At 57.9% G+C, this 20675-nt stretch carries 17 protein-coding genes; 6 read left to right on the top strand and 11 right to left on the bottom strand.

Going from position 1 to position 20675, the window contains the following annotated elements:
* Positions 1-15 precede the first annotated feature (15 nt).
* Complete coding sequence (locus ABD903_RS12840) at positions 16-1758, top strand: M3 family oligoendopeptidase (RefSeq protein ID WP_345224812.1); 1743 nt, start codon at positions 16-18, stop codon at positions 1756-1758.
* Between the two features lie 107 nt (positions 1759-1865).
* Here ABD903_RS12840 and ABD903_RS12835 read toward each other — a convergent pair whose 3' ends face one another.
* The 8 genes from ABD903_RS12835 to ABD903_RS12800 form a co-directional block, all read right to left on the bottom strand.
* A complete protein-coding gene (locus ABD903_RS12835; protein WP_345224810.1) occupies positions 1866-2459 on the bottom strand; it encodes a hypothetical protein in 594 nt (197 codons plus the stop codon).
* An 83-nt stretch (positions 2460-2542) separates the two neighbouring features.
* Positions 2543-3022 carry a 1,2-phenylacetyl-CoA epoxidase subunit PaaD gene (gene paaD / locus ABD903_RS12830; RefSeq protein ID WP_345224808.1) on the bottom strand — a complete coding sequence of 160 codons (480 nt, stop codon included), beginning with the start codon at positions 3020-3022 and terminating at the stop codon, positions 2543-2545.
* 77 nt (positions 3023-3099) lie between these two features.
* Complete coding sequence (gene paaC, locus ABD903_RS12825; protein WP_345224806.1) at positions 3100-3855, bottom strand: 1,2-phenylacetyl-CoA epoxidase subunit PaaC; 756 nt, start codon at positions 3853-3855, stop codon at positions 3100-3102.
* Positions 3856-3864: 9 nt separating this feature from the next.
* Positions 3865-4539, bottom strand: a complete 675-nt coding sequence (locus tag ABD903_RS12820; protein WP_345224805.1) for a phenylacetic acid degradation b — start codon at positions 4537-4539, stop codon at positions 3865-3867.
* A gap of 96 nt (positions 4540-4635) precedes the next feature.
* Positions 4636-5634, bottom strand: a complete 999-nt coding sequence (paaA, locus tag ABD903_RS12815) for a 1,2-phenylacetyl-CoA epoxidase subunit PaaA (protein ID WP_345224803.1) — start codon at positions 5632-5634, stop codon at positions 4636-4638.
* Positions 5635-5686: 52 nt separating this feature from the next.
* The gene (locus tag ABD903_RS12810) at positions 5687-6280 is read right to left on the bottom strand and encodes a TetR/AcrR family transcriptional regulator (RefSeq protein WP_345224801.1); all 594 of its coding nucleotides are present in this window, start codon (positions 6278-6280) and stop codon (positions 5687-5689) included.
* Between the two features lie 186 nt (positions 6281-6466).
* Positions 6467-7819, bottom strand: coding sequence for a sensor histidine kinase (locus ABD903_RS12805; protein ID WP_345224799.1), 1353 nt, complete (start codon positions 7817-7819; stop codon positions 6467-6469).
* The gene (locus tag ABD903_RS12800; RefSeq protein WP_345224798.1) at positions 7809-9191 is read right to left on the bottom strand and encodes a sigma-54-dependent transcriptional regulator; all 1383 of its coding nucleotides are present in this window, start codon (positions 9189-9191) and stop codon (positions 7809-7811) included. Before ABD903_RS12800 ends, ABD903_RS12805 begins: the two co-directional genes overlap by 11 nt.
* A gap of 265 nt (positions 9192-9456) precedes the next feature.
* Here ABD903_RS12800 and ABD903_RS12795 point away from each other — a divergent pair, with 265 nt between their 5' ends.
* The 3 genes from ABD903_RS12795 (at position 9457) to ABD903_RS12785 (ending at position 14157) form a co-directional block, all read left to right on the top strand.
* Entirely contained in the window at positions 9457-10761 is a 1305-nt protein-coding gene (locus ABD903_RS12795) for an efflux RND transporter periplasmic adaptor subunit (RefSeq protein WP_345224796.1), read from the top strand.
* A 237-nt stretch (positions 10762-10998) separates the two neighbouring features.
* Positions 10999-11688 (top strand): ABC transporter ATP-binding protein, encoded by a 690-nt coding sequence (locus tag ABD903_RS12790; RefSeq protein WP_345224794.1) that lies wholly within the window; start codon positions 10999-11001, stop codon positions 11686-11688.
* Between the two features lie 42 nt (positions 11689-11730).
* A complete protein-coding gene (locus ABD903_RS12785) occupies positions 11731-14157 on the top strand; it encodes an ABC transporter permease (RefSeq protein WP_345224792.1) in 2427 nt (808 codons plus the stop codon).
* A gap of 122 nt (positions 14158-14279) precedes the next feature.
* Here the strand turns inward: ABD903_RS12785 and ABD903_RS12780 are convergent, their stop codons facing one another.
* Both ABD903_RS12780 and gntA read right to left on the bottom strand, forming a co-directional pair.
* Positions 14280-14897 (bottom strand): DUF1989 domain-containing protein, encoded by a 618-nt coding sequence (locus ABD903_RS12780; protein WP_345224790.1) that lies wholly within the window; start codon positions 14895-14897, stop codon positions 14280-14282.
* On the bottom strand, positions 14866-15558 hold the full coding sequence (gene gntA, locus ABD903_RS12775; protein ID WP_345224788.1) for a guanitoxin biosynthesis heme-dependent pre-guanitoxin N-hydroxylase GntA: 693 nt from the start codon (positions 15556-15558) through the stop codon (positions 14866-14868). The genes ABD903_RS12780 and gntA overlap by 32 nt, the downstream gene beginning before the upstream one ends.
* A 297-nt stretch (positions 15559-15855) precedes the next feature.
* On the opposite strand from gntA, the gene ABD903_RS12770 reads away from it, so the two are divergent.
* Together ABD903_RS12770 and ABD903_RS12765 are read left to right on the top strand one after the other, a co-directional pair.
* Positions 15856-18408 carry a PAS domain-containing protein gene (locus tag ABD903_RS12770; protein ID WP_345224786.1) on the top strand — a complete coding sequence of 851 codons (2553 nt, stop codon included), beginning with the start codon at positions 15856-15858 and terminating at the stop codon, positions 18406-18408.
* 54 nt (positions 18409-18462) lie between these two features.
* Positions 18463-18888: a response regulator gene (locus ABD903_RS12765; protein WP_345224785.1), complete on the top strand. Its 426-nt coding sequence runs from the start codon at positions 18463-18465 to the stop codon at positions 18886-18888.
* A gap of 87 nt (positions 18889-18975) precedes the next feature.
* Here ABD903_RS12765 and ABD903_RS12760 read toward each other — a convergent pair whose 3' ends face one another.
* On the bottom strand, positions 18976-20115 hold the full coding sequence (locus ABD903_RS12760; RefSeq protein ID WP_345224783.1) for a glycoside hydrolase family 43 protein: 1140 nt from the start codon (positions 20113-20115) through the stop codon (positions 18976-18978).
* Positions 20116-20675: the final 560 nt, after the last annotated feature.

The following is a 20675-nucleotide window of genomic DNA, read 5'->3' as shown; positions in this document are numbered from 1 at the left end:
TGCTTTCTTATTCCTATGAGTTACACCACACCGGAACTCGCCGCCGACGTAACAACTCAAGCCCGCCCGCCGCGCCGCTACTTGCCTGAGTCCTTCACCGTAACCGACTGGGCTACCATTGAGCCCTATTTCATTGAGTTGCGCGACCGAGCCATTAACTCGGCCGAGGAACTGGAAAACTGGCTGCTCGACCGCTCCGAGCTGGAATCGGTGCTGAGCGAAGACTTGGCCTGGCGCTACATCCGCATGACCTGCGACACCCAGGACCAGCCCCGCAGCGACGCTTTCCAGTACTTTGTGAGCGAGATAGAGCCGAACACCGCGCCCTACGACCACGCCCTCAACGAAAAGCTGGTGGCTTCGCCTTTCGCCGCCGGCCTCGACCCGCAGCGCTACCGCATCTTTCTGCGCTCGGTGCGCCGGGCGCTGGAAATCTACCGCGCCGAGAACATTCCGCTCAAAACCGACATCAGCACCAAACAGCAGCAGTACGCCGCCATTGTGGGCGCCATGACGGTGACCCTCGACGGCGAGGAAATGACCTTGCAGCGCGCCGCTGACCGCCTAAAAGATACCGACCGCGCCCGGCGCGAAGAGGCTTGGATGGCCATTCAGACGCGACGCGTGCAGGACCGTCAGCCGCTCGATGCGCTGTTTACCGAGCTTGTGGAATTGCGGCACCAAATGGCGCTGAATGCCAGCTTCCCGAATTTCCGCGACTACATGTTCGCTGCTCTCGGCCGCTTCGATTACACGCCCGAGGACTGCTTCGCCTTTCACCAGGCCATTCACGACACGGTGGTGCCGCTGATCGACGAAATCGACCAGCACCGTCGCCGCGACTTGGGCCTGAACGAATTGCGCCCCTGGGACCTGGACGTGGATGTTTCGGGCAAGGCGCCGTTGCGTCCCTTCGGTACCGGCCAGGAACTGCTCGAAAAAACCATTACCGTATTCCAGCGCCTCGACCCGTTCCTGGGCGACTGTCTGAGCACCATGCGCGAAATGGGCCACCTGGACCTGGAGTCGCGTAAGGGCAAGGCACCCGGCGGCTACAACTACCCGCTCGACGAAACCGGCGTGCCGTTCATTTTTATGAACGCCACCTCCTCCCTGCGCGACGTGGTGACCATGCTGCACGAAGGCGGCCATGCCGTGCATTCCTTTCTCACGCGCCGCCTGCCCATGGGCGCCGACAAGCACCCGCCAAGCGAGGTAGCGGAGTTGGCCTCCATGTCGATGGAGCTGATTTCGCTGGACCACTGGGACGTGTTTTTTCATGATGCCGACGAACTGCGCCGCGCCAAGCAAACCCACCTCGAGTCGGTGCTCGAAACGTTTCCCTGGGTGGCTACCATCGATAAGTTTCAGCACTGGATATACGAAAATCCCAGCCATACCTCGGAGCAGCGCCAGGCCCGTTGGGTAGAGGTGTTCGACGAGTTCAACCAGCGCACCGTAAGCTGGCAGGGGCTGGCGGAATACAAGCCCTGGCTGTGGCAAAAGCAGCTGCACCTCTACGAAGTGCCGTTCTATTATATCGAGTATGCCATGGCCCAGCTAGGCGCTATTGCGGTGTGGCGGAACTACCGCCATAACCCGGCCGCCGGCCTGGAAGCCTATAAGCGGGCCCTGGCCTTGGGCTACACGGCTACCATCGGCGAGATTTACGAGGCGGCCGGCATCCGCTTCGATTTTAGCACCGAGTACTTGCGCAGCCTCGCCGATTTCGTGCGTACTGAAATGGCTCAGCTGTAAAACCTGGCTTGAGCTAACGAAAACGGTTCAGATTGCACCAAACGCTGAGCAAAATAAAAGCCCGGTCCTTCAAGGACCGGGCTTTTCTTATGTAGGTGAAACGCTAATCAGTCCTTCAATTCGAACAAGGGCAGGGGCTGCAGTCGAGCATATTTGCGGCCGGCTTTTTTCAGGGTTTCAGCGTGCATTTGCAGGTAATTATTGTACATGCGGGCCGCTTGGTCGTATCGAACCCGGAAACCGGCTACTTCGTTATCGGCCACTTTTATGGTCTCGGTCAGAGACTCCACGTCCTTGCTTTTTGACAGGTGCGGCTGCGTGATGGTGTATAAAGCCCGGAGGACAGAGTCCTGGGCCATGTCGTAGGCATCAATGCGCTCGGAAACCGACATTGTTTGCTGGTCGTAGCGCAAGCTGAGCAAGTTGTCGTTCACGGCATCCAACTGCTTGGCCCGGGCTACGTTTGCCCCGGGCAGGCGCTGCAGCTCCGAAAGAACGGCTTTGGTAGCCACCACTTTCTGGTTGTCGCTGTCGATCATCTGCTTCCAGCGCAGGTCCACGGTGTCGCGCAATACGTCAATCTGCAAGCGAGCGGCAGCAGGCGAAGTAGGGTCGAAAGAAACCGGAGTGTCTCCCGTTTTGCGGCAGGAAGCTGCCGCCAGCAGCAGCAGCAGGGGCAGGTAAAGAAGTAGTTTACGCATAGCAAGGAGCACAACGCAGCGCAAGGCAAGAATATTCCGTTGCCGATGCCTTCGGGAAAGAAAATGTAGACCAGCTACTTTACCTATACCGGCTTAAATTGTTCGAAGCCCTGGCGGCAGTCGTTGCAGTAATGCAGGGCGCGGCATAATGTAGGGCCAAAAGGTGAGCGAAGCGTAGTGTTGGTAGAGCCGCAATTGGGGCACTCGGCATACTCCAGGATGTCGATATCCACAATGCCTTGGTGCTGCGGTGGCGGCGACAAGCGGTGCGCCCGTAGCGCCTCGCGGCCGCGTTCGGTTACCCAGTTGCTGGTCCAGGCTTCTTCCATGGTCATTTCCACCGTAAACCGCTCCACGCCGTGCTCGGTAAGCACGCGCTCCACGTCGCGGCGCATGTAGTCCATGGCCGGGCAACCCGAAAACGTGGGCGTCATGCGCACGGTTACGTGGCCGTCGTCCGCAATGCGCACATCGCGGATAACGCCCAGGTCCACCAGTGAAATCGTCGGAATTTCCGGGTCTTTCACCGCGTCGAGCCACGTAAGAACGGTTGCCTTGTCCATGGTTAGTTGTCAGTTTAGAGTTGTCAGGCAATTGCTAAGCGAGCTGAAAACGAACAACTCGCAACTGACAACCGATGCTACCAGTCGGCAGTGGGGTCGAGGCGGAATACTTCGGCCATTTCATCCAGCAGCGGCTGCAGGTGCTCGGTGTGCTCCCCGCCGCGGCCACCAAACACGGGCGTTACGGTAGTCAAATCGGGCAGTTCCAGGTTGGTTTGGCTGAGCACTTTGCTGATGTTTTCCAGCCAACGGGCTTTCAGCTCGTCTTCGCCGGGAAAAATACCCCCGCTTACGATGTCGGCTTCAAACTCGGTCTTTTCAAACAAGCCTAACGCGAAGGGCAGCGTGTAGTTCAAGGCACCTTGCAGCATGTCAATGGCTTCCTCGGTGCTGGTGCCCAGTTGCTTCACCCAGGTATTGGCGTGCAGCACGTGGTATTTCAGCTCGCCTTTCAGTTTGCGGGCAACCTGCGCCAGCGGCTCGTAGCTGCTGGTGGCCAGCATCTCGAAGCGTAGCAGTTCGGCGTGGTCGAACAGGAAATGGCGGATCAGGCTGAAGGCGTAGTCGCCGATGGGTAGCTCCACCAGCTGCGTGCAATGAAACTGCGGCGCGTTGCGCGTGAAGGCCACGGTGTCGGGTTCGGCTTCGCCCAGCTGGTGCAGCAGCCCGTAGAGCTGCAGGCTGTGGCCGAGCTTGTCCTGAGCCATCGACGAAAACGCTATGTCTTCTTCCAGAATGGGGCCGAGGCCATTCCACTCGGAATTGCGGTGGCCGAGGATGAGCTGGTCGTCGGCAAGGCGGTAGAGCAGGTCTTTGAGCGCGTCGGGGTTCATGGGGCGGTATTAGAGCTGTTCCTGCTTGAAACGGTCGATGCGGTCCTGCACTTTGTAGGCAATGGCGTCGCGGTACTTCTTTTCGGGCGTAGTGCTCCAAATGTCGCGGTCCTCGTCGTCGGAGGTCAGCACATCGGCCCAGCGCACCACCCACACGTTTACCACGGGGCGCTGCTCGCCAAACACGGCTTTGGCTTGCAGCAGGGCTTCGGCGGGCGAGGCGGCGCGCACCATGCCCACGTGGGTATGAGCCTTGCCACGACGCTTAAGGTGGAAAATGGCGTAGTCTTCCTCGCCGCGGGCGTAGGCTTCGGCCTGCTGCACGCTTTCGTCGGGAGCGGGCGTAGCATCAGCGGGAAGTGCCTCGGTTATCGTGTCGTATACCGATTCGGTGTCGCCCACGTAACGCGTTAGGCTGATGTTGCGCGTGGGCGTAACCCACATGCCTGTGCAGGCAAAGCGGCGGCTGAACTGCTCTTTGGCAAACAGAAACGCTACGTCGGGCGAAGGCGCGTGCACCGGGCCTACGTAGGCGTAAGCGGTGCCCTCTTTCTTCTGGTGAAAGACCTCGTAGGTTTCAAATTGGTCCAGCGCCTCTTTGGGCTCAATGGAAGGCTGCGTTTCGGGCAGCCCGAGCCGGGCAATGCGCGGGTCGAGGGAAGTAAGCATAAGCGGGGAAATCATGAGTGAATGACTGAACGAGCCAAGCCGCGGCCGAAGTGGGGAAAACCTCCGGCCGCAGGCTTAAAGCTGGTTCAGCCATTCGCTCATTGAAGTGAATTACGCCAGCGGACGAACGTGCTTCACCGCGGGCTGCTTGGCTTTCAGGGCCCGGCGCACCCAGGCACCGTTTACCTCGGCGGCGCGGCGTACGGCCAGGCGTTCCTTGTTGCAGGGGCCGTCGCCGTTAATCACGCGCTTCAGCTCTTCCCAGTCGGGCTCGGTGTATTCCCAGCGGCCGGTTTCCTCGTTTTTGCGCAGGTTCGGGTCGGGAATGGTCAGGCCGATTTCGTGAATCTTGGGCACGTACATGTCCAGGAACTGCTGGCGGCAGTCGTCGTTGGAAGCCATTTTTACCTTCCAGCGCATCAGAATTTCGGTGTGCTGGCTGGCTTTGTCGGCCGGGCCAAAGAACGTCATAATGGGCGGCCACCAACGGTTTAGGGCTTCCTGCATCATACGGCGCTGAATGGGCGTGCCCGTGGCCATGTGTACCACGGCATCGTGGCCGTATTTCAGGTGGAAGGATTCCTCGGCGCAAATCCGCTCCAGGGCGCGGCAGTAAGGGCCGTACGAGCCTTTGGCGTTGGCCAGCTGGTTTACAATGGCGCCGGCGTCAATCAGCCAGGAAATAACGTTCGAGTCGGCCCACGTAGGCGTGGGGTAGTTGAACACGTTCGAGTACTTCGACTTCCCGTTGATGAGGTCGGTAATCATGTCCTCGCGCGTTTTGCCCAGCGTTTCGGCTGCCGAGTACAGCAGCTGTGCGTGGCCCACCTCGTCCTGCACCTTGGCCATTTGAGCCATTTTGCGGCGGAAGCCCGGCGCACGGGTAATCCAGGTGCCCTCCGGCAGCGAGCCGATGATTTCGGAGTGCGCGTGCTGCTCAATCATGCGAATGAGCTGCTTGCGGTACAGGGCCGGCATGTAGTCGTCGGGCTCGATTTTCTCGCCCCGGGCAATGCGGGCTTCAAACTCGGCCAGCAGAATCGGGTCCTCGTTTTCGAGGCCCGTGGAGGCGTTGGCCGGAATGTCGTGGGTGCTTGCGGATCCGTACATGGCTTTGGTGGTGTGGTGTTGATGGGGAAATGGGTAACGGAAATGAAACCGGCTACCCGGCAGGAGCCAAGCCGCCCAAAAGCTGGTCGGCAAGGCGTTCGGCAATCTGTTCAGGGCCCAGCTTGCCGTCGGGGCGGTACCACGAGGGCAACCACGCCAAGCTGGCCAGCAGGGTGAGAGCGGCGAAGGCAGGATCGGGCGTGTGCAACTCGCCGGCTGCTACGCCGCGGGCAATCAGCTCCCGAAAATTAGCTTCGTAGCGGTGGCGCAGCTGCAGAAACTCGCCGTGGGCGGGCTCCGACAAATGCCGCCACTCATGCATAAACACCGCCGAGGCATCGACGTTGTGAATGAGCACGTGCACGTGGCTTTCGATGGCGCGGCGCAGCTGCGTGGCAGCCGAGGCGTGGGCATCGGCGGTGGCGTTGCGCCAGCCCTGCATAAACTCGTCGGCGAGCCGAAAGCAAATGCGGTGCAGGATTTCCTCTTTGGAGCGGATGTGCGAGTAGATGCTGCCCGCTTCAATGCCCAATTCGGTGGCCAGCTCCCTCATGCTCGTGGCAGCATAGCCCCGCCGCCGAAACAGCCGAGTGGCCGTCTGGTCGATTTGGGCTTTGCGCGAAAGGGTGGGAGCAGAGGTTTCCATAGGGTATTGAGGCTAACAAATGTATGGTTCCTAACGTTCGTTAGCAAGAGAGGTTTCGGGTATTTATAGGAAGCCGGTAATACGTTACCGCCTGGGAAATCAGATCGGGTAGCATCAATGATTACCGAGCTGAAGTGCCCGTGGTCAAAAACAGCGTAAATCGATCTGTATTACGCACATGAACTACTAAAACTCCAGCCTAAATACGGTTCCCTGACCTACAACCGACTGCACTTTGATACTGCCTTTGTGCAAGTGCATAATTTGCTTGGCGAGGCTCAGCCCGATGCCCGTGCCGTTGCGGCGCGTGGTGAAAAACGGAATGAAGATGCTGTCCATCACCTCGGCCGGAATACCGCAGCCGTTGTCGGTTACTTCTATAATGACCTGACCAGACTCAGTTTGGCGGGCGCGAAGCTGAATGCGCGGCTGGGCAGTTTCGCGCACGGCATAAGCGGCGTTTAGCACGAGGTTAATAAGTACCTGCTCCATCAGGCGGGAATCGACTTGGAACTGCAATTCGGCGGGCTCCACCATGGTCGACAGATCAATGCTGGATTCGCGCAGCTGCGGAGTCATCAGACCTTTAATGCTGCCGAATAACTCCTGCACGTACACCGTAGTAAGTAGCGGCGCGCTAATGGTGCTGATGTCGCGGTACACCTGGGCAAAGCGCAACAGCCCTTCGCTGCGGGTTTGAATGATACCGATGCCTTCGGCAATGTCGTCGAGCAGGACGCGTTCGGCTTGAGCTGGTGCTGATACCTGTTCTAGTTCGTGGCGGAGGTTGCGGCGCAATGAATCGGCCAGGGAGGCAATGGGCGCCACCGAGTTCATGATTTCATGGGTCATCACGCGCAGCAGCTTTTGCCAAGCCGCCGTTTCGGTTTCGTCGAGGGCGTGACTGACATTCTTGAAGGCTACCAGCGTAAACACGCGGCTTTGCAACTTAAACGAAGTGGCCGACAACAACAGCTGCATGGTTTTATCGCCCACGGTGATTTTTACAACGACGGGCGTGCCCGGTTGCAGTTGGTCGATGGCTTCGTAGAGCGCGGGCAGGCGCTTTTGCAGGGCCTTGATGTTCTTTAGATACGGTAGTTCCAGCGTCTGTTTGAACGCCTCGTTTACCCATTCTACTTCACCCACGGCATCGTAGGAAATAATGCCGGTATCGATGAGCTGCAGCACCGTTTGCAGGTACGTGAACTGGGTTTCCCGCTCGGCGCTAAGCTGCCGGAAAGTACCGTTAATTTGGTTGAAGGCCGCATACAGAGGCCGTACCGAAAGGTCGGAGTGCTCCTCGTTGTAGAACTGGGAGAAGTCGCGGTACTTCACGGCCAGAAGGTAATCGGCCAGAGCGCGGTTGTTGCGCGTAACGTAACGGGCCAGTTCCCAAACGGCCCCGGCCAGCAGCACAACGGCGCCGGCCATAAGGGTGTAGGCCGCTCGCTGCTGGGCATACAGGCCGGCGCACAGCAACGCCAGCAGCCCGATCAGGCGCAACGCAATGCCTAGTTCCAGCCGCTTAGAGGTCATGCTTTTCGAGGCGGCGGTAGAGGGCGGTGCGGGTAAGGCCGAGCTCCTTAGCCGCTTTGGTAATGTTGCCGTTGTGGCGCTCAATCACCCGCAAAATGGTGCTTTTTTCCACTTCACTGAGCTGCAAAGGTCCATCGGGAAGAAGCGGAGCGGCGGAAGGTGGTGCCGGCGTTTCCATGGCAGAGAAGCGGAAATCCTGGGCGCGTAGCACGTCGCCTTCCGCCAGAATAATGGCCCGCTCCACCGCGTGCTGTAGCTCCCGCACGTTGCCAGGCCAGCCGTGCTGCTTGAGTTTTTGCAGCGCCTCGGGCTCGAAGGTGGGCGTGGGCTTGCGGTTGCGGGCGGCGTACAGTCCGGCAAAGTGCTTGGCCAGCAGCAGCACGTCGTCGCCCCGCTCGCGCAGCGGCGGCAGCGTTATTTCCACCGTGTTCAGGCGGTAAATCAGGTCCTTACGAAACTCGTTGCGGGCGGCCAACTCATAGAGCGGCGCGTTTGTAGCCGAAATCAATCGGATATCCACGGGCACCGGCACGTTGCTGCCCAAGGGAATGACCTGGCGGTTTTGCAGGGCGGTAAGCAGCTTGGCCTGCTGCGGTAGCGAAATGTTGCCGATTTCATCCAGAAACAAAGTGCCCCCGGTGGCGGCCTCGAAGCGGCCCACGCGGTCTTCGCGGGCGTCGGTAAACGAGCCTTTTTTGTGCCCGAATAGTTCGCTTTCGAAAATGCCTTCGCTCATGGCGGCCAAATCGGCCGTGATAAAGGGCTTGGCGGCGCGGAAAGACCGTTGGTGCAGGGCCTTGGCTACCAACTCTTTGCCGGTGCCGTTCTCGCCCAACAGCAACACGTTGGCTTCAGTAGGCGCCACCTTCTCAATCTTGTGAAACACTTCCTGCATGGCCTCGGATTGGCCTAGCAAGTCGAACTCGGCGAAAGAAGCCGGACGACGGGGGGCAGAACCGGCTGCGGAATTTTTGCCGGTAGTGGCGCGCTGCTGCAGGGCTGCTTCCAGGGTTTCCAGCAGCTGCTTATTATGCCAGGGCTTCACAATAAAATCGGTGGCGCCGGCTTTCAAGGAGCGCACGGCGGTGCTTACCTCGCCGTGGGCTGTTATCATGATAACGGTGGCCGTGGGGTCCTTTTCGCGAATGCGCCCCAGCCAATACAGGCCCTCGTTGCCGCTGCCCAACGTGCTTTTGTAGTTCATGTCGAGGAAAACGACATCGAAGGTCTGCTTGCTGAGCAGGGACAGGAGCAGCTCCGGGTTCTTCTCGGTTACTACTTCCTGCACTTCGGTTTTGAGCAGCATGCGCATGGCGAAGAGCACGTCGGTGTCGTCGTCGATAACTAATACGCGTGCTTTCTTCAGAACCATGGGAACGAGGGGATTCAACGAGGGGCCGGCTGCTTGTCGGAAAGACAAGCTCCAAGTTACCCATCATAAACTGTACTAGCCGCGAAAAAGCTGCCTGAAGCGAGGGAAAAGCAACTTTACACCAGTCAGGACGCGCACAGGTGTATCACAACCGGACGGTTAGGTGTATCGAAAGCGTACACTTTGGTAGGAAAGAATAGGTTGATTTAAATTAAGCAGCTGAAATACAGTTGTTTGATATAATGGCATCGTTCTTACTAGGCTCTTGGCAACCGTCTTTCTGAAGTCGATCCGGACGGTTAAGAAGATCATGGACGTACCCATTCAAAAAAAGACCTGGACACCAATTAAACTACTGCTCTTGGGTATAGCGGTGCTGGCAGTGGTGTGGGTAGTGGCGACATTAATGTCGTCGGCTGGGCCGGCCAAGCTGAACGTGGACCCCGAGCGGCTGACCATTAGCCCGGTGAGCCGGGGGGATTTCCAGGAATTTGTGCCGGTTGATGGCGTGGTAATGCCCATCAAAACCATTTACCTAGATGCGCCGGAAGGCGGCACCGTGCAACGCATTCTAGTGGAAGACGGCGCCACGCTAGCACCCGGACAGCCCATTATTCAGCTGGCGAATACCGATTTGCAGCTGGAAATGGTGAACCGCGAAACGGCCGTGTTCGACCTGATGAACAACCTGCACAACACGCGCAACCTGCTACAGCAAAACCGCATTCAGCAGCTCAACCAAATGGCCGATATCGACTTTCAGCTGCGCGAAGCCAAACGCCTGCACGACCTGAACTCGTCGCTATACGAGCAGAAGGTGATTTCGCGGCAGGAGTTTCTGCAAACCCAGAACAACTACCGCTACCAGCAGCGCCGGCAGCAGCTCACGCGCCGTTCCCTGCGCCAGGATTCGCTCACCATGGGCCAGCAAATCGGGCAAATGCAGCAGTCGGTGGGGCGCATGCAAAGCAACCTGGCCCTGATGCGCCGCAAGCTGGAAGACCTCACCATCAAGGCCCCGGCGGCGGGGCGGCTAACGTCACTAAACGCCGAAATAGGCGAGCTGAAAACCCGCGGCCAGCGCATCGGGCAGCTCGATATGCTCTCGGGCCTGAAAGTGCGCGCCACCCTCGACCAATACTACATTTCGCGCATTTTCCCCGGCCAGAAAGCCCAGGTGGTCTTCAACGGCAAGACCTACGACCTGCGCGTAACCAAGATTTTTCCGCAGGTAACCAGCGGCCTGCAAGTAGACCTGGAGTTCAGCGGCACCGCGCCGACCGATGTGCGCCGCGGCCAAACCCTGCCGGTGCGCCTGGCCCTGAGCGACCCAACCCAGGCCGTGCGCGTGCCGCGGGGCGGCTTCAACCAAAAAACGGGCGGCAACTGGATTTTCAAGGTGAACGAAGATGGCACCAAAGCCTACCGCACCGACATCCGGCTGGGTCGCCAGAACCCCGAGTACTTCGAAGTGCTAGAAGGCCTGAAGCCCGGCGACAAAGTGGTGACGTCCAGCTACGAAGGCTTTGAAACTATGGGCGAGTTAACGCTCAAACCCAAAGTGGACTAAAGCACAGGAACTGATAACTGACCGTCCTGCTCATCTGGCGTCCGCTTGACGAAGCATCTCTGCCGATAGTAGTCAGATGCATTTAGTTGAGTGAATGGGTGCTGGCGAAGCAGCAGAGGTGCTTCGTCAAGCGGACGCCAGATGAGCAGGACGGATTTTCTCAAAAAAACTCTTTTGGAGTGCCATTAATAAACCACTCCCTTCCCATAACTCTCAGCCCGCCGAAACCTTACGACCATGCTTAAGATCGAACATCTCGAGAAAATTTACCGCACCGAAGAAGTGCAGACCAAGGCGCTCAACAACGTGTCGTTGGAAGTCAACGAAGGCGAATTCGTGGCCATCATGGGGCCTTCGGGCTGCGGGAAGTCCACGCTGCTCAACATCATCGGTCTGCTCGACGAACCCGACGGCGGCCACTTTTCCTTTGCCGGCCAAGACGTAACCAACGTGAACGAGCGTCGCCGCGCCGAGCTGCGGAAAAAACACATCGGGTTCGTGTTCCAAAGCTTCAACCTGATTGAGGAACTGACGGTGGCCGAAAACGTGGAGTTGCCCTTGATTTACCTGGGCGTAGGCGCGGCCCAGCGCAAGGAAAAAGTGGAGAAGGTGCTGGAGAAAATGCAGATCATGCACCGCCGCAACCATTTTCCGCAGCAGCTCTCGGGCGGGCAGCAGCAGCGCGTGGCCGTGGCCCGCGCCGTGGTGAACAGCCCCCGCCTGATTCTGGCCGACGAACCCACCGGCAACCTCGATTCCAGCAACGGCAACGAGGTAATGGAGCTACTCACCGAGCTTAACGAAGCCGGCACCACCATTGTGATGGTGACCCACTCCGATCACGACGCCCGCTACGCCCACCGCGTTATTCGGCTGCTCGACGGGCAGGTGGTGCTGGAAAACATGCAGCAGCCTTTCACGGTCTGAGCCCGCGCCTGATCCTTTCTGCACCATGCTCAGCCCCAAGCCATGTTTAAGAACTACTTTCTCGTAGCCTACCGGAACATCGTCCGGCACAAAGGCTTCTCCTTCATTAATATTGCGGGCCTTGCCCTGGGCATAACGGCCTGCCTGCTCATCGGCCTGTTTGTGGCCGACGAGCTGCAATACGACAAGTTTGTGCCCGCCGGCGACCGAATTTACCGGGTGTATACCGAGCAAAAAGACGAAGACGCCACGGAGTACATCAGCCCGGTGTCGCCCATGTTTGCGCCCACGCTCAAGCAAGAGTTTCCCGAGGTTGAGCAAACCACGCGCGTCCTGATGACCGGCGCACTCAACTTGCTGGAGGTGGGCGAAAAGAAGATCTACGTGGAAGACGGCCGCGTTGCCGATTCTACCTTTTTCGGCGTGTTTGATCTGCCGTTCAAATACGGTTCGGCAGCCAAGGCCCTCGATAACCCTAAATCGGTAGTGCTGGCCGAAGACATAGCCAAAAGCTTTTTTGGCGACCAAAACCCGGTGGGTAAAGAAATCAAGATCAGCAAAGAGACCTTCCAGGTGACCGGCGTTTTGGAAAACAGCCTGTCGAAATTCCACCTGAAAATCAATTACGTGGTGCCCATGGCAGCGGCGGGCCTACCACCCGAGCGCATGAAGCGGTGGAGCTGGCAGCAGTTTTTTACCTATGTAAAACTCAAGCCCGGCGCCGATGCCAAGCAGACCGAGAAGAAGCTGCAAGCTTACATCACGGAGAAAATTCAGCCCACCATGGGCGCCGAGCCGCTGAAGTACGTACCGCTGTTGCAGCCGCTGCACGACATGCACCTGTACTCGTCGACTTTCAAGTACGACCAATCTGTTAAGGGAAACATCACCTACGTGAAGGCGCTGAGCTTTATTGCTGCCTTTATCCTGCTCATTGCTGGCTTTAACTTCGTGAACCTGGCTACGGCCAAGTCCATGCAGCGGGCCAAGGAAGTGGGCATTCGCAAAACCATTGGGGCCAGCCGCCAGCAACTCATGCTGCAGTTCCTCAGTGAAACGGTGCTGCTTACGCTGGTGAGCGTGGCGCTGTCGGCGGTGCTTACGGCGCTGCTGCTGCCGTCGCTCAACGAGTTTACCGGCAAAATCATGACGTTCAACCTGCTTCAGAACCCCGCTCTGCTGGGTTTGCTGGCGCTGTTAACGTTGGTAATTGGGTTGTTGGCGGGCTTTTACCCGGCGCTGGTGCTGTCCAGCTTTCAGCCGGTGAAAGTGCTGAAAAGCGCGGTGGTAACGGATGGCATTTTTGGCCGGGTGCAATGGCTGCGCCACGGGCTGATTGTGGTGCAGTTCTCGCTGTCGGTGTTCCTGATTATCTGCGCTTTTGTGGTGTACAAGCAGGTGTCGTACCTCCACAACAAAGACCTGGGCTTTAACCGCGACCAAATCATGTTTTTCCCCATGCGCGGCGACAACATGACCCAGCAGTACGAGACTTTTAAAAACGAGCTGCAGCAAGTGCCCGGCGTTGCGTCGGCCAGTATTGGCTACGGCTTTCCGGGCGACCAGGTGGCCGGCGACGGCCTGATTGTGCCCACCAACGGTGAGCAAAAGCGCTACGGCGTTACGCAGCTGATGGTCGATTACGATTACATCAAAACGCTGGGCCTACAGCTCATTACCGGCCGTGACTTTTCGCGCGAGCTGAAAACCGACAAAGACCAAGCGTTTATCATCAACGAAACGGCCGTCAAGGAATTCGGCTTCGGTACGCCGGAAAAAGCCCTGGGTAAAACCGTGCAGTGGCAGGTATGGAGCGACACGAACCCCGATTCCTTGAAAACAGGCAAGGTTATCGGGGTGGTGAAGGACTTCCACTACAAGAGCCTCTACGACAAACTGGAGCCCGCCGTGCTGCAAATATTCCCCGGCGCATATTGGAAAGTGGCCGTGAAAATCAAGGGCGACAACATAGCCAGCTCGGTGGACGGCGTGAAGCAGGTGTGGAGTAAGTTCAGCCCCGACAACCCCATCGAATACAAGTTCCTGGACGAGAACTTCGACCAGATGTACAAAGCCGAGGACAAGCTTAAAGCCTTGCTGTGGACGTTCACGGGCGTAGCCATTTTTGTGGGGTGCCTGGGGCTTTTCGGGCTGGCTACCTACGCGGCCGAGCGCCGCAAAAAGGAAATTGGCATCCGGAAAGTATTGGGTGCCAGCGTGGGCAACATCGTAGGTCTACTGTCGAAGGAATTTTTGGTGCTGGTGCTGGTGGCGGCCATTATTGCCTTCCCGGCCGCGTGGCTGGCCATGAACCGCTGGCTGCAGGACTTCGCCTACCGCATTGATATTCCGCTGTGGGCGTTCTTAGCGGCCGGGTTGCTGGCGGCGGCTGTGGCTTTCCTTACGGTAGGTTTCCAGGCCGTGAAAGCCGCCACAGCTAATCCCATCAAGAATCTGCGGACCGACTGAGTTGCACACGCCGGTCTTTCTGGCCTGAGCAACCGAAGCCCCTCACTCGCCCCGGCGGTTAACACCAACGGAGCAGGAGAGGGGCTTCGGTTTTACGTAGCTCGGAGGAGCTTCGAGTAGGCTTACGCTTGCCCAGCAGAGGCGTGGGCTTCGGACTCTAGTTGGTAGCCAATCGGCTTGAAGGCGTAGTTGTTCGACATTTCCGCCGAACAGGCCGTCATGCCCACAATCAAGTCCATTGTGGCTTCCAGCACTACGTAGTCGCCGGCGCGGCTTTTGGGCGGCAGCACGCCCACTTTACCCGTTTCTCCATCCACGGTCACGTGCATGAAAATGTTGAAGCAAATGGGAATAGCATCGGGGCTGATGCCATAGGGCGCCAAGGCTTCGCTTAGGTTGCCAAAACAGCCGCGGTGCGGGTGCTCGTGGCCGTAAATAATACGAAACGTGTCGGCTGAACAGGGCGTGAGCAGGAAATCGTGCCGGCCCACGGTGTCCTCTACCAACTCAAACATCACGTTCGAGCGGTTGGAGTAGAACGGGTGGCCGGTGGTCAGGAAAATCGTTTCGGCGTAGTCGATGGTGCGGCCCGAGGAGAGGTACTCGGCAACATCGTGGCGGTTAAAGCACACGAAATCCGACACCTGCTCGCCCTGCACGTCCACCACGCGCAGGCGCTGGCCTTTGCGCAACTCGAAGGCCGTGCCGCTACGCGGCGGTATGATGGTCAGTTCGTCCATGTTGGCTTAAAAAAGGGCATTTCCAGGCGTCTTCGAGGAGTTGACCGGTGTACTGGTAGGCTTCGGAGGCTTGGCCGAAGTTGCGCAGCATGGGGTTTACGGAACCGGAGTACGCTTCGTCGCGCTTACGAATGGTATTCTGCAGCGTTTCGTAACGGCCCGTATCGCGCAGTTGCTCAAACTGGGCGTGCGCGTTAAACACCATGGTGGGGTACCGGAATTGCCGGGCGGGCCGGCTGCTGCCGGGGTGCAGCCCAATTATGAAAAAAGCCTCCTCCTTCAGGCTGAAGCTGAAGTCGGGCGACATCGGGTCGGATACCACGCGCGGGTCGTACCCGTACTGCCGGGCATCGAGGTTGGAGAGGGCCTGCAGGCGTTGCCAGAACAAGTCGGCAAACATGGGCTCCGTGGGCATTTCGGGTCCTTTAAAAATGACCGCAGCGCTGTGGTAAAGCTTATCCGACTTGCGGTAGGCATCCACGAACTGGTACACGAACTGCAGAATATCCGCGTCGTCTTTGGGGCAAGCCAGGTGGTCGACGACAAGGCAGTGGATTTGATTCCAGGTAAGGGCGGTTTTGGCGGCTACGCAGGGGAATTCCTTGTTGTTGATGAACGCTAAGTATTCCTCTGATATAGCTTGGGCTTCGGATGGCAGCATAACAGTATGGTTGTGTTAAACATTTTGTGGCTATTTGTTAAACACCACATCCTCCTGTACGCCCCGCCTTGTATTGTTGTTTTTAATTGATAATATTGAATATTAGTAATGACGAGCTTGTTTTTCGGTTAACCTGAACAACCTCTGGGTGAACTGAAGCTCAAGCCAGTCGAAAAAAGCGGTAATCTTTTGTTCGGTACTGTTTCCGAGTCCTTGTGTTGGGCACTTCACCCTTAAAACGGCTTCTGGCCGTATGAGCCGTGTTCCTCCGCTTATCTTCGGGTACTGGATTGGTATATGGCTGAAAACAATGACCCGATGGCGCCACGGAATTTTGCCCCCGATGGCTTTTCCCAAACCCTGCTCGACGTTTCGCTGACAGCCTTTATGCTGTTGCGTCCAAATACAGAGTCCGGGAGCCAGGGGCCGGCCGATTTTACGGTGGAATACCTGAACCCAGCCGGTCAGCGCATGTTGGGGCTGCCAGAGCGCCCTCCGCAGTCTTTCCGCACATACTTTCCCAGTACCGAGGAGACCGGCGTGATGGATTTCTACCGGCACATGTACAAAACCGGGCAAGCGGGCTGCCACGCCGTTAACTACCAGTACGACGGGCTCGATAATTACTTCCGTATATCGGCCCAGCGCCACGGCGAGCTGCTGGTGGTCAGCTTTACCGACACCGCCGACCAGAACCGCACGCCGGTGGAAGAAGCCTTGCGCGAAAGCCAGGCCCGTGAGCGAGCAGCTTTGGCCGAAGCCGAAACGCAGCGGCAGCAGCTCCAGGAATTGTTTAGGAACGTCCCGGCCTACATTGCCAAGCTGGAAGGCCCCGAGCTTCGCTACACCATGATTAACCCCTTGCTCCAGCGGTTAATCGGAAAACGAGATGTAATAGGTCTGCCGATACGGGATGCACTGCCCGAAATAGAAGGCCAGCCCTTTTTCGATATGCTGGAGGAAGTGCTGCGGACTGGTGAGGCTATTTATGGTAGTGAGCAGGTGGCTTACCTGGATATTGAAGGCACGGGCCGCCTGGAGCCGCGCTATTTCAACTTTGTTTACCAGCCCATTCAGGACGGAGCGGCCAATGTTACCGGTGTCCTCATCTTTGCCTACGACGTGAGCGAGCAGGTGGAAGCCCGCCAGCATGTGCAAAACCTGAACGAGGAATTAGCGGCCGCCAACGAAGAGTTGTACGCCGCCAACGAAGAATTCCTTTCCAACAACGCCGAATTGCAGAGTGCCCAACAGGAGCTGCAAATCCTGAATCAGGAGTTGGAAATCAGGGTAACGCAACGTACCCACGAAGCGCAGCAGGCCCGCGCCGAAGCCGAGTTGCAACGTGCCAACCTCGAACGCCTGTTCATGCAGGCGCCGGCCGCCATTTGCATCCTTTCGGGGCCCGACTTGGTGTTTGACTTGGTAAACCCGGCTTACCAGCGCCTGCTGCCCGGGCGCCGGCTCTTGGGCCGGCCCTTCCTGGAAGCCGTGCCGGAATTGGCCCAGCATTCGTCGGTGGAGGTATTTCGCCGCATCTTCCGCACGGGCATCACGCACGAGGAACTGGGAATGCACGTTCCCGTTGTGCGAACCGAGGACGGCGTACTGGAAGACCGGTACTTCAACTACGTTCAACAACCGCGCTTCGATGAGGAAGGCCACATCGACGGGGTACTGGTGTTTGCCTTCGAAGTAACGGAGCAAGTACAGGCGCGGCAGGCCAGCGACGCCAGTGCCCAGCAGCTGCGGTTGTTAACTGACGCGCTGCCAGTGCTCATCGGTTACCTCGACAAAGAGCAGAAGTACCAATTTGCTAACCACGCCTACGAAGCCTGGTTTAACCAAAAACCCAGCGCGCTGCTGGGGCGGCCCGTACGTGAGGTAGTGGGCGAGGAGGCGTACAGTGCCGTGCTCAAGTACATTGAAGGGGCGCTGGCCGGCCAGCGGCAGGATTTTGAAGCCCGTATGCCCTACCGGGAAGGCTTCACCAAATACATTCACACCAGCTACATTCCCGAAATCAGAAACGGTGAAGTAGCCGGCTTTTACACGCTGGTAACCGATATAACGGAACAGGTGGAAGCCCGGCAATACGTGGCCGAGACCAACGAGCAGCTCCGCCGCAGCAACGCCGAGCTCGATGCCCTAAACCAGCAGCTCAGTCACACCAACATCGACCTCGATAACTTTATTTACAGCGCCTCGCACGACCTGAAAGCGCCCATCACCAACATCGAGGGGCTGCTGGATGTGCTGGAGCGGCAGCTGCCCGATTCGGTACTGAACGACCCCGAGGTAGCGCCCGTGCTAACCATGATGCAGGACTCCGTGGACCGTTTCAAACGCACCATAGATTACCTGAGCGACGTGACCAAGCTGCAAAAAGAGCATGAGCAGCTTCCCATCGACATTCGGCTGGCCGACGTGATTGACGATGTATGCCAGGACCTACAGCCGCTCATTGCTGAAACCGGGGCGCAGGTAGAAGTAGATGTAAGCCGGTGCCCCAGCGTGTCGTTTTCGCTCCGTAACCTGCGCTCCGTAGTATACAACCTGCTCAGCAACGCGCTCAAATACCGCCACCCCAACCGGGCTCCGCTGGTGCGCATTTACTGCCGCGAGGAGGGCCAGTACACGGTGCTTTCGGTGCAGGATAACGGCCTGGGGCTGGAGCCGCACCAGCACGCGCAACTGTTTACTATGTTTCGCCGCTTGCACAGCCACGTGGAGGGCTCGGGCGTGGGGCTGTACATGGTAAAGCGAAGCGTGGAAAACGCCGGCGGCAAGGTGAGCGTGGAAAGCGAACTGGGGGCAGGCTCCGTTTTTTCGGTCTACTTCCCGCGGTAAATGCCGTATGCTGGTTTCGGGACGCTAAAAAGCCCCACCTGCTACGGTTTATCGATGAAAAAGCTTCCTTGCGTGTTGCTGGTTGACGACGACCAGACGGCCAACTTTCTAAACGCCTCGTTGCTTCGCCGGCTGGAAGTGGCCGAGCAGGTATTGGTGGCGCAGGAAGGCGCGCAGGCCCTGGCGTTGCTTCAGGAATATTGCGCTTCGGCTGACTCCACCGCCTGTCCCGCCCTGGTGCTGCTCGATATCAGCATGCCCGGCATGAACGGCATCGAATTTCTGGCGGCTTATCAGCAGTTAGTGCCGGTGCAAAAACGCCGATGCGTGGTGGTAGTACTCACCACCTCGCTGCACCCGCGCGACGTAGCCCAGGTGCATCAGTTCCCCGTCGATGGGTTTCTCGATAAGCCCCTCACCCCTAACAAGCTGAACGACCTGCTCAAACAGCATTTTCAGTGGGAGCTGCCAGCAGTATAACCGCAGGCCGGCGGGCGGCCATGAACGCACGAAGGGCCCCGGCTATTAGAAAGCCGGGGCCCTTTGCTTACACGATTCACGCCTGTTTTATCCCTTCGTCATCGGCTCGATGAGTTCCATACGGCCGTCGGCCGTGCGCTTGAGCTCGGTCACTTTTACGTTGCGTAAGTGGGTTTTGCCCGACAGCTCGGTGTCGTGGTAAAAGACATACCACTTGCCCCGGTGTTCCACAATGGAGTGGTGCGTGGTCCAGCCCTGCACGGGGTTCATCAGAACGCCCTGGTAGGTAAAGGGGCCGTAGGGCGTGTCGCCGACGGCGTACACCAGGTAATGGGTTTCGCCGGTGGAGTACGAGAAGTAGTACTTGCCGTTGTACTTGTGCAGCCAGCCACCTTCGAAAAAGCGGCGGTTGGTGTCGCCGGCCAGCAGGGGCTTGCCGTTTTCGTCCAGAATCCGCACCTCTTTCACCGGCTCGGCAAACGTGCGCATGTCTTTGCTCAGGCGCGCCACCTTCGGGCCAACGGCTACCTCGGCCGCTGGCTGATTGGGCGCCACCGTGGAGTCGTAGGCCGCCGTGCGCCAACGCTGGAGCTGCCCGCCCCAAATGCCGCCGAAGTACAGGTAGCTCTGCCCATCGGTATCGGTAAATACGGCCGGGTCGATACTGAAAGACCCGGGAATGGGTTTGGAGTCGGCGTTAAACGGCCCTGTGGGCGAGGTGCTCGTGGCTACCCCAATGCGAAATACATCCTGCTTGTCCTTCAGCGGGAAGTAGAGGTAATAGGTGCCGTTCTTAAAGGCGGCGTCGGGGGCCCACAGCTGCCGGCCGGCCCAGGGAATGTTCTTGACGTCGAGGGCCACGCCGTGGTCGGTCACCTTGCCGCCCACGCTATCCATGGACAGGATATGGTAGTCGCGCATGGCGAAATGGTCGCCGTTGTCGTTTTCCGCCACGCCCGCTTCAATGTCGTGCGAGGGGTAAATGTAAATGCGGCCGTTAAACACGTGCGCCGAGGGGTCGGCTGTATAAATGTCGCTGATGAGCGGTTTCGAGAGAAAGGTCGGCCTGTCCGCGGCTGCCTGTGCGGTGGAGTCGGCGGCGTTGGCTTGCGCATCGGCAGCACCTTCCGGGGCAGAAGTACCCTGGCAGCCGGCGGCTAATAATAACGGGGCCAGCCAGCCAAGCGTGGCAACGCGCGCGAGCAGGAAAGGAGAGGAGTGGTTCACGTGGGTTAAAGCGTAGTGCGATGGAAAGGAACAGGCAAAAGGCGGCGCGTTCGTTTCGTTTTGGGTATTGCGAAAAAGACTTGTAGCGCAGCAACCGGTTAGCCCCGCGCAAGCCGAAAGCCAGAGCCAGTAAACCGATTTCGGACAAATAAAGTCAAGTAAGTAGAATAGAACTATAGCAGGTCAATTATTTTGAAATAAAAAACTATCGGAAACGTTGCCGGAAGTTTGCAGGTTCTGGATTATGTTGTTGGGTTTATTATTGATTCGAGCAGAGCTCTGCACATTGTTTGTGCGGAAGTGCTCGTGACTAATTTATTAATTTTAAGTGTGTTGATGTTGAAAATTGGCTTCATTTCTTCCTTTTGTTAGTCCCGTGGTTACACGTTTCGCTGCTGCAGGCTTGCTGATATAAATGCCTTTTCCTCGTGGCTTATCGGCTGGGCTTAGGCTTGTATATCTCCTTTTTGAAGGAGCTAACTAAGTTTTATATGTATTTGCGGAAACGTTTCCGATTAGAACAATTTTATAGATTTGCCTTATATTTCCGCCACAAATAC

Source organism: Hymenobacter koreensis (genome assembly GCF_039541855.1).
GTDB classification, from domain to species: Bacteria; Bacteroidota; Bacteroidia; order Cytophagales; family Hymenobacteraceae; genus Solirubrum; species Solirubrum koreensis.
This window is presented reverse-complemented; position numbering and strand designations above follow the sequence as displayed.